This window comes from Streptomyces lienomycini (assembly GCF_027947595.1).
Lineage (GTDB): Bacteria > Actinomycetota > Actinomycetes > Streptomycetales > Streptomycetaceae > Streptomyces > Streptomyces lienomycini.
Window position 1 is genome coordinate 130,405 of sequence record NZ_CP116257.1, and the last position, 14,871, is coordinate 145,275.

Sequence of the window (14,871 nt, forward strand, 5' to 3'; positions counted from 1 at the left end):
GAGGATGACCGTCGGCGCACGCGACGGAGCGCCCCGGCAGCGACGCGACGCGCGGCGCAACCGGGAGCTTCTGCTGGGGGCGGCCCACGAGGTGTTCACGGAACAGGGGCTGGACGCGCCGCTGGACGTCATCGCGCGCCGGGCGGGGGTCGGCAACGCGACGCTCTACCGCCACTTCCCCACCCGCGCGGCGCTGGTGGACGCGGTGTTCCGGGACGCGCTGACGGGCACGATGGACGCCGGTGAGCAGGCACGGAAGGCGCCGGACGCGTGGGCCGGGCTCACCGCCTACCTGGACGTCGTCTTCGCCGCCCTGGCCGCCGACCGCGGCTCCAACGACCTGATGACCACGCATCTGCGGGGCGTCGACAGCCTGGAGGCCGTGCACGAGCACAACCGGCGGACCGTGGACTCGCTGCTGTGCCGCTGCCGCGAGGAGGGTGTCGTCCGCGCCGACGTCACCACGGAGGACGTCCTGTTCGGGCTGGCGGCGCTCGGCCGCGCGGTCCCGGCGCTCACCGCCGCGACGGCCGCGACCGCGCCGGACGCCTGGCGGCGCCCCCTCGCCCTATTCCTCGGCGGCCTGCGCACCGCACCGGCCGCCGCTACGCTGCCCGCGCCCGCGCTCACGGCCGCCGAACTCGGCGAGGCCCTGCGCGAACTGGGGCCGCACCGCACCCGCCCCGACGGCCGCGAGCCCGGCGCGTGAGGCCGGGCCGGCTCAGCCCGGGACGTGCCCCGGCCGCCGGGGTCGCTGTCGGTGCCGGTGCCGGTCTCGGGGTCCTCGCGCCTGACGGCCTCCCCCTGGACGACGCGCGGCGCCCCCGGCTCGTCGGCGTCCTTCGCCGCGCGGGCCTCGGCCTTGAGGATGCGCGCCGACTTGCCCGCCGAGCGGGTCAGCTCCGGGAGCTTCTTGACCGCGAGGACGGCTATGACGACGACGAGAATGACCGCGAGTTCGCTCAGTCCGAACACGACGCTCCCCTGGTGGACGTACGGTGCGGGCCCGCGGCACGGGCCCGCGCACGGAATCTACGGCATGACGGACCGGCCCCGCAGGGCCGCGGGTCTCAGAGGTCGAACTCGTGCGGCGGCAGGTCGAGGGCGTAGCAGGCCTCGCGGACCACGGCGCGCTCGTCCTTGTCGAAGTCCCCGTCGGCGCCGCCGATCACGATGCCGATCTGGACCACCGCGCGGGCCTCGGCGGGCTTCTTCTTCGCCTTGGCGATCTCCTGGAGGATGCCGACCTTGCCGAAGGCGAAGTCGGCGGTCAGCTTGTTCAGGTTGTCCTCGAACCGGCGGCGCAGGTCGTCGGCGGGGAAGTTCTGCAGCACCTCGTTGGTCGAGATCAGCTGGGCGACCCGCTGCCGCTCCGACGGGTCGACGGTGCCGTCGGCGGCGGCGACCAGCGCGCACATCGCCATGCTCGCGTCGCGGAAGGCGCCGCTCTTGAGGTCGTTCTTCTTCGCCACGAGCTGCGTCTGCATCTGCGACGCGGACTCCTTGAAGCGGTCCCACAGGGCCATGAGAACTCCGTACTCCGTACCGGTCGGAAGGGAAAGGGGGATGATCCTGACCCTCTACAGCACTGTAGAAGTTATCAGCCCTCCTCGTCCTCCGAGTCGCCCTCGGAGAAGTCCCCCACCTCGTCGACGACTTCGGCCGCCACCAGGCCCCCGGCGATCCCCGCCGCGCCGGCCGCGACGGCGGTACCGATGCCGGACCCGCCGCCCGAGCGGCCCGACTCGTGGGCGGCGTACCCGGACTCGTGGGCGGCGTAACCCGACTCGTGGCCGTACACCGCGTGGGAGCCGTACGACGCCCGGTGCTCGACCAGCTCCTGGATCCAGCCGTCGACGAGGGTGTTCCAGTCCTGCGGCCCGGACGGGCCCTCGTGCGGGACGGTGAAGCGGCTGAGCGCGTCGTGCCCGTCGGAGAACGGGCCGCCGCGCTTGTCGGCCTCCAGTACGACCTCCAGGGCGCCGGGCACGGCCAGGAAGGTCAGCTCGATCTCGTTGACCTGGTGGGCGTAGGCCGGGGGCGGGGTCAGCTCGATCTCCTGGTAGAAGGGCAGCTGCTGCCCCGTGCCGCCGATGCGGCCGTACTCCAGGTCGGCGGAGCGGAAGCCGAAGCCGAGCCCGCCGAGGGCCTCCAGGACGGCCTCCTGGGCCGGGAGCGGCGCCACGGTCAGCGGGTCCAGGTCGCCCTGGTCGCGGGCGCCGGCGACCGCCAGCTCGGTGCGCACGCCGAGCACGATGCCGAGCGGCTGCCCGTACAGCTCGGTGGCCGGGGTCTCCCAGGGCAGCGTCACCGTGAACGGGAGGCTCGTCGACCCGCCCGCCGCGAGCCGGAAGGCGCCGCCGACGGTGTGCCGGTCGAAGACGACGACGCCCTCGCCGTCGCCGTGCTCCCCGTGCTCGGTCTCCACGCGGGCCACCAGCTCCAGCGCGACGTGCTCGACGTCGTGGTCGGCGGTGCCGCCGACGAGGTGGACCCGGCCCGACAGTGTGCCCCCCGGCCGGGCGGTGCCCGGGTCGAGGACCGTGTCCACCGTGGGTCCGCCCACACCGAGGGAACCGAGCAGCCGCTTGAACACCATCGAGGCGTTCACTCCTTCACGTTTCGTGCTTCACGTTTCGTGCGGGGAACAACCGGTACCGTCCGGCCGTTCTCTACAGGCGAGTAGAAGCATAGGGGTCTCAGGACTCCCGATCTCTTTGCTCGTCCTTTACCATGAGGGAGAACCCTCGGGCGGCCGGCTGGTACCGGCGCCCACCGACCCCGTTAAGGAGTCCCGTTCCGTAATGGAGCCCCCTAGTACCGGCCGTGCCAAGGCCGGCCCGCCAGTCCCCCCGTATGTGCGTGAGGGAAGCGGGGTGGCACGGTGACCGAGGTCCTGCTGCTCCTGCTGGCCCTCCTGCTCACCCTCGCCTGCGCGGTCTTCGTGGCGGCCGAGTTCTCCCTCACCACCGTCGAGCGCGGTGACCTGGAGCGGGCCGCCGAGTCCGGTGAGCGCGGCGCCGACGGCGCCCTGAGGGCCGTACGGTCCCTGACCCTCCAGCTGTCCGGCGCGCAGCTCGGCATCACCGTGACCTCGCTGGTCATCGGCATGCTGGCCGAGCCGTCGATCTCGGTGCTGCTGCGCGGCCCGCTGACGGCGATCGGCCTGGGCGGCGCCGCCCCGACGGTGGCGACCGTGCTCGGCGTGGTGCTGTCCACCGTCGTCCTGATGGTCGTCGGCGAGCTGGTCCCCAAGAACTGGGCGATCTCCCGCCCGCTGGCCGTGGCGAAGGTCGTCGCGGGCCCGCAGCGCGGCTTCACCACCGCGTTCGGCCCCTTCATCCGCCACCTGAACAACACGGCGAACCGCTTCGTGCGCCGCTTCGGCCTGGAACCGGCCGAGGAGCTGGCGTCCGCCCGCAGCGCCGAGGAGCTGGTCGCCCTCGCCCAGCACTCGGCCGCCGAGGGCGCCCTGGAGGCGGACTCGGCCGAGCTGTTCGTGCGGACCCTGCACCTGAGCGAGCTGACCGCGGAGAACGTCATGACGCCGCGCGTGGACGTCAAGGCCCTGGAGGCCCACGCCACCGCCGCCGACGCCGCGAACCTCTCGCACGCCACCGGCCTGTCCCGCTTCCCGGTCTACCGGGACAGCCTGGACGAGGTCATCGGCACCGTCCACATCCGCGACGTGCTGGCCCTGGAGCCGGAGCGCCGCCGCGCCACCCCCGTCACCGACCTGGCCACCGCGCCCCTGCTGGTGCCGGACAGCCTGCCCGCCGACCGCCTCCTGGAGCGCATGCGCCGCACCCGCACCATGGCCGTCGTCATCGACGAGTACGGCGGCACCGCGGGCGTGGCGACCGTCGAGGACATCGTCGAGGAGGTCGTCGGCGAGGTGCGCGACGAGCACGACCCGGTCGAGATACCGGACCTGCTGCCCGCCCCCGCCGAGGCGGACGGCCGCGCGGCCTGGGAGGCCGACGGCTCGCTGCGTCTCGACCACCTGGAGCGCATCGGCCTGACCGCGCCGGAGGGTCCCTACGAGACCCTGGCCGGACTGGTCGCCACCCACCTGGCGCGCATCCCCGCCCAGGGCGACGTGGTGGCCCTGGACGGCTGGCGCATCGACGTCCTCGGCATCGACCACCACCGTGCCGACCGCCTCCGCGTCACCGCCCCCGCGGCGGACGACGACCCCGCGGAGCACGACCTCTCCGCGCACGAGCGGCCGGCGCACGACCGCTCGGACCACGAGCGGCCGGAGCACGCGCGGTCGGCGCACGAAGAGCGGGAGCTGGCCCGATGACCGTCGTACAGCTCTTCATCGGCGCGCTGACGCTGCTGACCAACGCGTTCTTCGTGGGCGCCGAGTTCGCCATGATCTCGGTGCGCCGCAGCCAGATCGAGCCGCGCGCGAAGACGGGCGACAAGCGCGCCCGGATGACCCTGTGGGGCCTGCAGCACATCTCCCAGATGATGGCCACGGCCCAGCTCGGCATCACCGTCTCCTCCCTGGTGCTCGGCGCGGTCGCGGAGCCGGCCATCGCGCACCTGATGGAGCCGGTGTTCGAGGCGGTCCACATGCCGCACGCGCTGGTCCACCCGGTCGCCTTCGCCATCGCCCTGGCCCTGGCGACGTACCTGCACATGCTGATCGGCGAGATGATCCCGAAGAACATCGCCCTGGCCGCCCCGGCGACCACCGCGCTGTTCCTCGGCCCCCCGCTGGTCGCCCTCACCCGGGCCCTGAAGCCGGTCGTGTTCGGCATCAACGCCTTCGCCAACACACTGCTCAGGCTGCTGCGGGTGGAGCCGAAGGACGAGGTCGAGGCCGTCTTCACCGACGATCAGCTGGCCCGCATGGTGGTCGACGCCAGCGAGGCCGGACTCCTCACCCCGGCCGACGGCGAGCGCCTGCGCGACGCGCTGGAGCTGGGCACCCGCCCGGTCGGCGAGATCCTGGTCCCGGCCCAGAAGATGCGCACCGTCCCGCACACGGTCACCCCGGCCCAGCTGGAACGCATGGCCGCCGACGCGGGCTACTCCCGCTTCCCGGTCACCGGCCCCGGCGGCACCGTCCTCGGCTACCTGCACATCAAGGACACCCTGGGCCTGACCGACCGCGAGAGCCCCTTCCCGCGCACGGCCCTGCACCGCGTCACCCGCGTCCGCATCGACACCCCCCTCGACGACACCCTCACCGCCCTGCGCACCGAGGACAGCCACCTCGCCGCGGTCACCGGCGAGACGGGCGCGGTCCTGGGCTTCGTCACGATGGAGGACGTCCTGACGGAACTGGTCGGCCCGACGGCCCCGGTGGCGTGACCCCGGGCACCGCGGGCATCCCGGGAACCCCGGGAACCTCCGCGTGACCAGGCACGTCTCCCCCAGCGACAGCGACATCCGCACCGTTGGGGGAGACGCGCCATGACCATGGTCGGCCTGTTCTGGATCACCGAGGACTGTGTGTACGTGGGGTCCGAACCCACCGGTACGGCGCCCGGGGCGCGGCTGACCGAGGACGGGGTGGAGATCCTCGGGCTCGGGCAGGGCGGCCGGTCCTGGACCTGGGACGAGATCACGGGGCTGGACGTGCGCGACGTGGCCGTGCGGTCCGCCGCGCGGCGGCTGGCGTCCATGGCGTTCGACTCGGTCCTCGTGCTGATCACGGGCGACGGCGAACTCCCGCCGGCCTTCACGGTGCGGGTGGAGACGGAGCACGAGGGCGCGGTCGAGGCCAACGTCCTGGCCGCCGTCACCGGCGGCATCCACACCCCGGACGAGTACGCCCTCTCCCGCACCCTCCTCACCCGCCTCGCCGACGGCACCACCCCCGTCGGCGAGCTGACCGACTGGCGGCGGGACGAGCCCGACGACGTCGCCCCCACCCGGGACCAGCGCCTGGCCCTGCTGCGGCAGTGGACGGCGGCCTCCGTCTGATGGACGCGACGAGGGGTTCCCGGGACGGCACCACCCACGACTGGGCCGCCGACACCGACGCGGCGCACGTGGCGCACATCCGGCGGCGGGCGGCCGAGTTCGCGCCGGGCGGGCCCCTGCACCTCGTACTGGAGGTACTCGCCTACGCCGCCGACGAGGCGTCGGACCGGGGCGGTGGACGGTGCGTCGTCGGTCTCCGTCCGGACGGTTCCCTCTGCGTCCGGGACGACGGGCGGGGCACGGACACGCGGGTGGCCGAGGACGGGCGGAGAGTGCGGAAGCCCGTCATGGCCACGAAGGACCTGCGCTTCTTCGACTTCCCGGGGGCCGAGATGCTGCCGGACGGCCGTCCCCGGCGCGGTGTGTCCGTGGTCGCGGCGCTCAGCGAGTGGCTCGTCCACACCAACCGGCGCCTCGACGGGGCCTGGACCCGGCGCTACGAGTACGGCGTCCCCGTCACCGGGCTCGAACCCGTCGAGGCCGACGGCACGACCGGGACCCTGGTCCGGTTCGTGCCGGACCGGTCGCTGGTTCCGGGCCCCGTACCGGAGGCCGCCGACCTTTCACGCCTCGTCGGGGCCTGGCCCCACCTGGAGGTGCGGGTCGACGACCGGCGCACCTCCGACGCCCCCTAAGCCGCCCGCAGCGCCTCCGCCGGCGGGGTGCGCAGGGCGTGGCGGGTGGGGAGTTCGACGGTGAGCCAGGAGGTCAGGGCCACCGTGGCGGCCGCCGCCGGGAGGAGCCAGGCGGGCCCCGCGGGCCACGGGCGGCCGAGGAAGCCCTGGCCCAGGAGGGCGAGGGGCACGGCGGACAGGAGCAGGCCGGAGGCGAGGGCCGCGACGGCGACCACCGCGGCCTCGCGGCGCATCATCGCGCGGATCTGCCGCGGCGTCGTACCGACCAGGCGCAGGGCGGCGATCTCGGACCGGCGCTGGGCGGTGGCGGCGACCAGTTTGTTGGCGATGCTCAGGAGCAGGTAGCCGAGGAGCACCACGACCACCGCCAGGTTGACCCACACCTCGGGCGGCGTGTCCGCACCGCCGCCGTCCGCCGCCGTGCTCGCGACGGCGAGGCCGGGACGGCCGGCGGCCAGCGCGCTCAGCCCCCGCTCCGCGCCGGGTGTGCCGTCGGTGCGGACCAGGATCCTCTGGTCGAGGCCGGTCGTGGTGTGCCCGGCGGCCAGTTCGCGCGAGAGGACGACCGGGCCGAAGCCCAGCCCGCGGTCGTACACGGCGACGACCCGGGCCTCGACCCGCGCCCCGTCGCCGAGCACCAGGCGGACCCGCTTCCCGAGCCCCGCGTCGCGGGTGCGGGCGGCCTCGGCGCCGACGGCGACCGTGGCGCCGGTCAGGTGCTCCAGGGAGCCGTCCGTGACGCCCGGGTCCACGACGTCCCGGGTGTCCGGCGCGAGGATCATCGCCGGGGCCGACTCGGCCACGGGATCGCCGAACTCCTCGTACTCCCACACCACCGAGGTCGTCCCCGCGGGCGCCGCCGACCGTACGCCGGGCACCTCCCGTACGGCGGACAGGGTGTCCGAGGGCAGGCCGCCGAGGCCCGGCGCGGTCACCTCGTACTGGGCGAGGGTCCCGGCGCGGGTGTCGCCGGAGGTGGCCGCCAGCACCGTGGTCTGCGTGAACACGTACGTCAGGACGAACACGACCGCCATGGCCAGCGGGCTGACCACGCCCGCCAGCCGGAGCGCGTAGGCGCGCACGTTGGCCAGGGCCAGCCAGGTCGGGGCCGCGGCCCCGGGACGCAGGCGCCGTACGGCCGCCCCGCCCGCGCGCCCGACCAGCGCGGGGCCGGACAGGGCCAGGCCGATCGCGGCGACGATGCCCGCCACGGAGGTGACGGAGGCCCCGACGACGGTCCGGGACAGGAGCGGCACCACCGCCAGTCCGCACGCGCCGAGGATCAGCAGCAGCCCGGCGCGCGTCCGGACCCGCGAGGGGGTGCGCGGCTCGCTGCGGGACTCGGCGACCGCCTCGGTGGCCGGCATGCGGGAGGTGCGCCAGGCGGCGCAGCGGGCCGAGAGCCGTACCGCCGCGGTCACCAGGAGCAGCGTGGCGAGCGCGGGCAGCGGGCCGACGGTGAGGGGGAGGCCGTCCGGCAGGACACCGCGGTCGGCGAGCAGGTCGCGGAAGCGGCCCGCCAGCAGGTAGCCGACGGCCGTGCCCGGCACCAGGGCCACCCCCGCGACGACCGTCGACTGCGCGGCGGCCAGGCGGCGGATCTGCTTCGGCGTCGCCCCGACCGCCCGCATCAGCGCCAGGTCGCGGCGCTGCCCCGCGACGGCCACGCCCAGCGCACCGGCGACGACGAACCCGGTGATCAGCAGCACGATCCCGCCGAGCGAACCGGCGAGCAGGATCAGCAGCGAGCGCGCCGAACCCACCCCGGGCTCCACGGCCTCGCCCCGGTCGGCGCCGGTGGCGACCACGAGGCCGGTGCCCGCCACCTCCTCGCGCACGGCGTCGGCGACCCGCTCCCCGGCGCCGTCGGCGACGCGCAGCCCGATCAGGTCGACGGTCCCGGCGCGCGGGCCCCCGCCCCCGGCGTCGCGCCCGGCCAGCGCGGCGGCCGTCCCGTCCGCGAAGTACACGCCGCCCGCACCCGGCGCGTCGACCAGCGCGGAGACCCGGTAGGAGGCGGCGGGGCGGCCGCCCGCCACCACCCGTACCCGCTCGCCCACCGCGACGCCCGCCGCCGCGTCCACCGCGACCTCGCCGGCGCCGGACGGTGCCCGTCCCTCGGTCCGCGGGTCCGCCAGCAGTTCCGTGGAGGACCAGCCGTGGCCCGCCGTCCGCGGATCCCCGGCGGCCGGCACGACCTGCCCGCGGGCGTCGACGAGGGCGGCCGGGAACCCGATGTCGCCGACCGCCGCGGTGACGCCGGGCAGCGCGGCCAGCCGGTCGACGACCCGGCCGGGCACCGCGGCCCGCTCCGGCAGCGCGATCGGCAGGTCCCCGCTCGGGTGGAACTCCTGGTCGGCCGCGACCACGACGTCCGCGCCGCCGAGCCGGCCGGGCGGCAGCTGGGAGCGGAGTCCGGACTCGGCCAGTACACCGGTGGCGGCGATCATCGCCGCTCCGCCCAGGACCGCGCACGCCACGGCGAGCAGTGAGCTGATCCGGTGGGCGGCCATCCGCCAGGCGAGGTGCAGCATGGTCTACCGCTCCCCCAGGGCCACAAGCCGCTCGGCCAGTCGCGGTGCGCTCGGCTGCCGCAGCTCCTCGACCACGCGGCCGTCGGCCATCACCAGCGCACGGTGCGACCGGGCGGCGGCGGCCGGGTCGTGGGTGACCATGACCACCGTCTGACCGAGGTCGTCGACGAGTGCGCGCAGCAGGTCGAGGACCTGGTGGGCGCTGCGCAGGTCCAGCGCGCCGGTCGGCTCGTCCGCGAAGACGACGGCGGGCTTCGCGGCCAGCGCCCGCACCACGGCAGCCCGCTGCTGCTGCCCGCCGGACAGTTCGGCCGGGCGGTGCGAGAGCCGGTCCGCCAGCCCGACCCGCTCGGTCAGGGTGCGCAGCCAGTCCCGGTCCGGGCCGCGGCCGGCCAGGCGCAGCGGCAGCGTGATGTTGTCCTCGACGCTGAGCGAGGGGATCAGGTTGTACGCCTGGAACACGAAGCCGACGTGTTCGCGGCGCAGTTCGGTGCGGCGGGTCTCGTTCAGCCCCGAGATCTCCCGCCCGTCGATGCGGACGCTGCCCGTCGTGGGGGAGTCCAGCCCGGCGGCGCAGTGCATCAGGGTGCTCTTGCCGGAGCCCGAGGGCCCCATCACGGCGAGGAACGTGCCGTGCTCCACGGTCAGCGACACGTCGTCGAGGGCCCGTACGCCGCCCGTGTACGTCTTGCCGACGTGCGCCAGGGCGATGGCGGGCGCCCGGCGCGCGGTGGCCGCCCGCACCGCGGTGCTCATCGACGCCCCCGCAGGCCGCGCAGGACGAGGGTCCCGGCGGCGAGCACGGTGACCAGGCCGCTGGCCAGGTGCACCACGACGGAGGCGTCGGCGAAGGAGGCGACCGTGTTGGCGACCACGCTGATCACCACGACGGCCCACAGCAGCGTGCGCAGCACGTCCCCGCGGGAGACGGCGCCCGCACCGTCGGCCGCGGCGGGGGTGGCCCGGGGTGTGCTCAGGCGGTAGGGGTCCTCATGCGTCATGGCTGCGTCCTCCGTGGGCTGGCTGCGTGGGCTGTGCGGGCTGTGCGGACTTCGCTCCCGGTCCGTCATCGACGCTATGGGCCAGGGCCCCCGCGGGCCGATCCCGTGGGCCGCCCGGTCCGGGGTACAGCAGGCTGTACTTTCCGCTTCCGCACCCGCCGCCGGGCCCCCGGGCGGCATAGGGTCGGCCCCGTCGGAACAGGGGCGCAGGCCATGGAGGAGGCGGGTGGATGACGACCGCGGTGACGTCCGTGCGGGAGGCGGCCGTACGGACCCTGCGTGACGCCGGTGCGGCGACCGGGCAGCTCGTCGGCGGGCTCGGCACGGCGACCTCGGGGCTGGGCGTGCTCGCGCTGCTGGCCGTGGCCGCCGTGACCGCGCCGGCCGGCGTGGGACTGCTGCTCGCCCCCACCGCCCTGCGCGCCCTGCACGCGCTCGCCCGCCACGAACGCGAACGCCTGTCCCGTCACGGCCTCGACGTCGTCCCGCCCGACCCGCCGCCCACCCGGCTGCGGACCGCCCTGGCCGACCCCACCACCCGGCGCGAGCTGAGCTGGCTGCTCCGGCACGCCACCTGGGGGTTCCTCCTGGGCCTGCTCGGTCTGCTGCTCCCGCTCTGCGCCGTCCGGGACACCACGTTCCCCCTGTGGTGGCGGCTGAGCCCGGAGGAGGCGACGACCACGTCCGTGGGCGTCGGCACCGCGCACACCTGGCTGGACGCGCTCGCGGCGACCCTGCTGGGCGTGGGCTGGATCGCGATCGTCCTGGGGCTGGGCCCGGGCATGGCGCGGCTCCAGGCCGACCCGGCACGGCGGCTCCTCGCGGCGGGCCCCGAGGCGGACCTGTCGCTGCGGGTGGCGGAACTGACCGCGACCCGGGCGGCGGCGCTGGACGCGCACGCCACCGAGCTGCGCCGGATCGAGCGGTCCCTGCACGACGGGGCGCAGAACCGGCTGGTGTCGGTGACGGTGCTGCTGGGCGCGGCGCGGCGGATGGCGGCGCGCGACCCCGCCGGGGCGGACGCGTTGCTGGAACGGGCGCAGACCGCCGCGGAGCAGGCGCTGGCGGAGCTGCGTTCGGTGGCCCGGGGCATCCTCCCGCAGGTCCTGGCCGACCGCGGGCTCGCGGGGGCGCTGTCGGGCCTCGCGGCGGACTGCGGAGTGCCGTGCCGCGTCGAGACGGACGTGCCCGAGCGGTGTGCGGCGTCGGTCGAGGCGACGGCGTACTTCGTGGTCGCCGAGGCGCTGACGAACATCGCCAAGCACAGCGGTGCCGAGCGGGCCTCGGTCACGGTCCGGGCCCGCGGGGGCCGGCTGCGCCTGCTGATCGAGGACGACGGCCGGGGCGGCGCCGACGAGGACGCCGGTTCGGGCCTGACCGGCATCCGCCGCCGCGTCGCGGCCCTGGACGGCACCCTCCGCGTGACCAGCCCGCCCGGCGGCCCCACCGCCCTGGAGGCGGACCTCCCCTGCGGCAGGTGACCACTCCCGGGGGTGGGCCCCGCAGTACCGCGGAGGGACCGGGGGCACGCCGTGCGTCGGCCCCGACACCGGTGCCGCCTCCGGCGATCGACGACGCCGCGCTCGGCGTCACGCTGGTGAACCGGGCCGACGGGGCGACCGTCCGGGCGCTGCGCTCCTGGAGTCGGCGCTGTGCCGAGGCGGCACCCGTCCGTCGTCCGTGCCCGGCCCGTACGGCGTACTGGTCCTCGGCCCTAGGGCCGCGTGTCGTCCGGGTCGGCCCGCAGCCGCACGGCGAGCAGGGCGACGTCGTCGGTGCTGCCGGGCGGCGTCCGGGCCAGCAACTCGTCGCACAGCGTGTCCAGCGGCTCGTCGGCGTGGGCGAGGGCGTTGCGGCGCAGCCGGCCGAGGCCGGTGTCCAGGTCGCTGCCCGGCACCTCGACCAGGCCGTCCGTGTAGAAGAGCAGCGTCGCCCCCGGCGGCAGCGGCACCGCGGCCTCCGGCCGGTGGCCGTCCGTGCCCAGCCGGGTGCCGAGGAGGAGACCCTGACCGGCCTCCAGGTACTGGGCGCCGCCGTCCGGGGTCAGCAGGAGGGGCGGCAGGTGTCCGGCGCTGGTCCACCGCAGGGTCCACGGGCCGTCGGGCCGGCCCTCGACGCGGGCGAGGACCAGGGTGGCCATCGACACGGTCGTGATCGCCGGCATGGCGTCGTCGAGGCGGTCGACGATGACGCCCGGCGGTTCGGTGTGGTCCCAGGCCAGGGCGCGCAGGACGCCGTGGAGCTGGGCCATGCCCCCGGCCGCCGTCAGGTCGTGGCCGACCACGTCGCCGATGACGAGCGCGAGGGCGCCGTCCTTCAGCTCGAACGCGTCGTACCAGTCCCCGCCGACCTGGGAACCGGCCGGGGCGGGCTGGTAGCGGGCGGCCAGGTGCATGCCGTCGGGCTGGGGCAGCGGGGCGAGCAGGTTGCGCTGCATGGCCTCGGCGACGGCACGCTGGCGGCCGAACCGGCGCGCGTTGTCGATGACGAGCCCGACCCTGCGGCCGATGTCGCTCACCACCTTCAGGTCGCCGTCGTTGAAGGGATGCGCCGGGTTGGTACGCACCAGTGTCAGGGCGCCGGAGACCTGACCTTGCGCCCCCAGCGGCACCGTGAGCGCGGAGGTCGCGCCCACGGCCCGCAGAAAACCGTCGTGAACGGCGCCGAGCGAGAGACCGGTCCCGCTGTCGCTCACGGTCTCCGCGTCCTCCGCGGCTGCGGTGTCGCCTGCGGTCTCCGCACCCTCCGCGGCTGCGGTGTCGCCTGCGGTCTCCGTGCCTCTTGCGGTTGCGGTGTCGCTTGCGGCCCCGGTGCCCCTCGCAGTCCCGATGCCGCTTGCGGTTCGGGTGTCCCTTGCGGCCCCGGCGTCCCCCGCGACTCGTGCGGCCGCCGCGGCCTCCCCGAGGGCCTCGCCCGCACCGGCTGCACCGCCGGCGCCGCCGCCCGCACCGGCCAGTTCCTCCCGTCCCTGGAGCACGGGCTCGCCCCCGTTCAGCACGCGCGCCGGTGGCGGCAGGTCCGGGCTGCCGTTCGGCGGCAGGGGGCCGCGCCAGCCCTCCTGGGTGGCGTACCGGCCGGCCGGGCCGGTCACCGCCGTGCGGTGGACCTCGTCCCCGATGCCGGTCAGGAGGTCCACCGCCGCCCAGTCCGCCAGCCGGGGCACCAGGAGGCGGCCGAGCCGGCCCAGCGCCTCCTCGGTCTCCAGCGTCTGCCCCAGTACGTCCGTGATCTGCGCGACGAGCGTCAGCCGTTCGTTCAGGTCCTCCAGGGCGCTCGTGTAGGCGGTCCGCTCCCGGCGGGCACCCCGGTCGGCAGCCGTCGTACTGGCCGCGAACAGCAGGGCGGTCCCCCGTACGACGCCGTTGTCCGCGAGCGGGGAGGCCGACCAGGCGACCGTCGTCGGGGTTCCGTCCCCGCGCAGGTAGGCGTCCCCGTCGCCCTGCGCCTCGGTCCCGCGGCGCAGGGCCTGGAGGAGCGGACACCGCTCCCGCGGGATGCGGTTCCCGTCGGGGTCGCGGTGGAGCAGGTCGTGGACGTCCGCCCCGAGCAGGTCCGGCGCCGTCCGGTCCAGCAGCCGCTCGGCGGCCCGGTTGACCGCGACGATCCGCCCCGCCGTGTCGATCACGGCCAGGGCGCTGCCCAGCTGCTCGGCGACCCGCTGCCAGAAGTCCCGTTCCGCGGCCCACCGCCGTCCCGCGTCCCGCGCACCGTTCGCCACGTCGCCCCTCCAGTCAAGGCACCAGTGGTCCGATCGTCCTCGGGCCCCGGCCCGGACGCATCGCCGACACACGACGGCTGCCCTGCCGAGGCCGGGAGAACCCCTGCGGATGTGTGTTCGCCACGACAGCTTTCCGGCGGGCGCGACTAGAGTTCGGGTGCGGGGGAAACCGGATTCCCCGCGGCGGTCCGTGTCCCCGGCGGTCCGCGGGAAGGTAGTGCATGCTCCCGGAGAGCAGGCTGAACGCCGAAGGTCGGCCGCAGGCCGCCGACCGGCTCGACGACGACCAGTACCCGGCCTACACCATGGGCAGGGCGGCCGAGCTGATCGGTGCCACGCCCGGGTTCCTCCGTTCGCTCGGGGAGGCGGGACTGATCAGCCCCACGCGTTCGGAGGGCGGCCACCGCCGCTACTCGCGCCAGCAACTGCGCCGCGCCGCCCGCGCCCGTGAACTGGTCGACCAGGCGACCCCCGTCGAGGCCGCCTGCCGCATCGTCCGCCTCGAGGACGACCTGGAGGCCGCACTGCGCATGAACGAGGAACTCCGCCGCGGCGGCGAATGAAAACCTCATCCCGGCGAAACAGATATGCGCGGAACGACCGGAAAGGCGCTCGGAAGAAATCGGATCGGTGATCGGAGCGGTGGCATTTGTCGGCGATTTCGATCCCGGGTTGTCGATTCATTTCATGCTAGGCTGGACATCAGTTGCAGTTGTGGTTGCCATTCGTGTTACCGGGTTTCCGGGCAGGTGATCATCACAGCGATGAGAAGGCCCGCACGGTGCGGGTCTCCAGACTGCCTAGGAGAAATAGACATGGCTTCCGGTACCGTGAAGTGGTTCAACGCCGAAAAGGGCTTCGGTTTCATCGCGCAGGACGGCGGCGGCGCCGACGTCTTCGCCCACTACTCGAACATCAACGCCCAGGGCTTCCGTGAGCTCCAGGAGGGCCAGCGGGTCAACTTCGACGTCACGCAGGGCCAGAAGGGCCCGCAGGCGGAGAACATCGTCCCCGCGTAACCCACGCGTCGAGGGCCCGCACCG

14 protein-coding genes and 1 pseudogene are annotated in these 14,871 nt (G+C 75.2%); 8 read left to right on the forward strand and 7 right to left on the reverse strand.

Annotated features, from left to right (window positions below):
• The first annotated feature begins 4 nt into the window (after nucleotides 1-4).
• A complete protein-coding gene (locus BJ961_RS00600; protein WP_271319378.1) occupies nucleotides 5-709 on the forward strand; it encodes a TetR/AcrR family transcriptional regulator in 705 nt (234 codons plus the stop codon).
• Nucleotides 710-735: 26 nt separating this feature from the next.
• Here BJ961_RS00600 and BJ961_RS00605 read toward each other — a convergent pair.
• The 3 genes and pseudogenes from BJ961_RS00605 to BJ961_RS00615 all read right to left on the reverse strand — a co-directional run.
• Nucleotides 736-975, reverse strand: a pseudogene (locus tag BJ961_RS00605) (twin-arginine translocase TatA/TatE family subunit); the annotation flags it as partial.
• Nucleotides 976-1,070: 95 nt separating this feature from the next.
• Nucleotides 1,071-1,526 carry a tellurite resistance TerB family protein gene (locus tag BJ961_RS00610; RefSeq protein WP_153178834.1) on the reverse strand — a complete coding sequence of 152 codons (456 nt, stop codon included), beginning with the start codon at nucleotides 1,524-1,526 and terminating at the stop codon, nucleotides 1,071-1,073.
• 74 nt (nucleotides 1,527-1,600) lie between these two features.
• A complete protein-coding gene (locus tag BJ961_RS00615) occupies nucleotides 1,601-2,599 on the reverse strand; it encodes a sporulation protein (protein ID WP_271319379.1) in 999 nt (332 codons plus the stop codon).
• A gap of 285 nt (nucleotides 2,600-2,884) precedes the next feature.
• On the opposite strand from BJ961_RS00615, the gene BJ961_RS00620 reads away from it, so the two are divergent.
• From BJ961_RS00620 to BJ961_RS00635, 4 genes are all read left to right on the forward strand, one after another.
• Nucleotides 2,885-4,306: a hemolysin family protein gene (locus tag BJ961_RS00620; protein WP_271319380.1), complete on the forward strand. Its 1,422-nt coding sequence runs from the start codon at nucleotides 2,885-2,887 to the stop codon at nucleotides 4,304-4,306.
• Nucleotides 4,303-5,325, forward strand: a complete 1,023-nt coding sequence (locus BJ961_RS00625; RefSeq protein WP_271319381.1) for a hemolysin family protein — start codon at nucleotides 4,303-4,305, stop codon at nucleotides 5,323-5,325. Before BJ961_RS00620 ends, BJ961_RS00625 begins: the two co-directional genes overlap by 4 nt.
• Before the next feature lie 102 nt (nucleotides 5,326-5,427).
• A complete protein-coding gene (locus BJ961_RS00630) occupies nucleotides 5,428-5,940 on the forward strand; it encodes a hypothetical protein (RefSeq protein ID WP_271319382.1) in 513 nt (170 codons plus the stop codon).
• The gene (locus tag BJ961_RS00635; protein ID WP_271319383.1) at nucleotides 5,940-6,575 is read left to right on the forward strand and encodes a DNA topoisomerase IV subunit B family protein; all 636 of its coding nucleotides are present in this window, start codon (nucleotides 5,940-5,942) and stop codon (nucleotides 6,573-6,575) included. The genes BJ961_RS00630 and BJ961_RS00635 overlap by 1 nt, the downstream gene beginning before the upstream one ends.
• On the opposite strand, the gene BJ961_RS00640 is transcribed toward BJ961_RS00635, so the two are convergent.
• Genes BJ961_RS00640 through BJ961_RS00650 form a run of 3 tightly spaced genes read right to left on the reverse strand, consistent with a single transcriptional unit; the run spans nucleotide 6,572 to nucleotide 10,110 of the window.
• Nucleotides 6,572-9,109: an FtsX-like permease family protein gene (locus BJ961_RS00640; RefSeq protein ID WP_271319384.1), complete on the reverse strand. Its 2,538-nt coding sequence runs from the start codon at nucleotides 9,107-9,109 to the stop codon at nucleotides 6,572-6,574. The genes BJ961_RS00635 and BJ961_RS00640 overlap by 4 nt on opposite strands.
• A 3-nt stretch (nucleotides 9,110-9,112) precedes the next feature.
• Nucleotides 9,113-9,865, reverse strand: coding sequence for an ABC transporter ATP-binding protein (locus tag BJ961_RS00645; protein WP_271319385.1), 753 nt, complete (start codon nucleotides 9,863-9,865; stop codon nucleotides 9,113-9,115).
• Nucleotides 9,862-10,110: a hypothetical protein gene (locus BJ961_RS00650; RefSeq protein ID WP_271319386.1), complete on the reverse strand. Its 249-nt coding sequence runs from the start codon at nucleotides 10,108-10,110 to the stop codon at nucleotides 9,862-9,864. The genes BJ961_RS00645 and BJ961_RS00650 overlap by 4 nt, the downstream gene beginning before the upstream one ends.
• Nucleotides 10,111-10,340: 230 nt before the next feature.
• On the opposite strand from BJ961_RS00650, the gene BJ961_RS00655 reads away from it, so the two are divergent.
• Nucleotides 10,341-11,591: a sensor histidine kinase gene (locus tag BJ961_RS00655; RefSeq protein ID WP_271319387.1), complete on the forward strand. Its 1,251-nt coding sequence runs from the start codon at nucleotides 10,341-10,343 to the stop codon at nucleotides 11,589-11,591.
• 233 nt (nucleotides 11,592-11,824) lie between these two features.
• On the opposite strand, the gene BJ961_RS00660 is transcribed toward BJ961_RS00655, so the two are convergent.
• Nucleotides 11,825-13,828, reverse strand: coding sequence for a SpoIIE family protein phosphatase (locus BJ961_RS00660; protein ID WP_271319388.1), 2,004 nt, complete (start codon nucleotides 13,826-13,828; stop codon nucleotides 11,825-11,827).
• 221 nt (nucleotides 13,829-14,049) lie between these two features.
• Between BJ961_RS00660 and BJ961_RS00665 the strand changes: the two genes are divergently transcribed.
• The gene (locus BJ961_RS00665) at nucleotides 14,050-14,391 is read left to right on the forward strand and encodes a MerR family transcriptional regulator (protein WP_271319389.1); all 342 of its coding nucleotides are present in this window, start codon (nucleotides 14,050-14,052) and stop codon (nucleotides 14,389-14,391) included.
• Nucleotides 14,392-14,643: 252 nt separating this feature from the next.
• Nucleotides 14,644-14,847, forward strand: a complete 204-nt coding sequence (locus BJ961_RS00670) for a cold-shock protein (RefSeq protein WP_059299396.1) — start codon at nucleotides 14,644-14,646, stop codon at nucleotides 14,845-14,847.
• The last annotated feature ends 24 nt before the right edge of the window (nucleotides 14,848-14,871 follow it).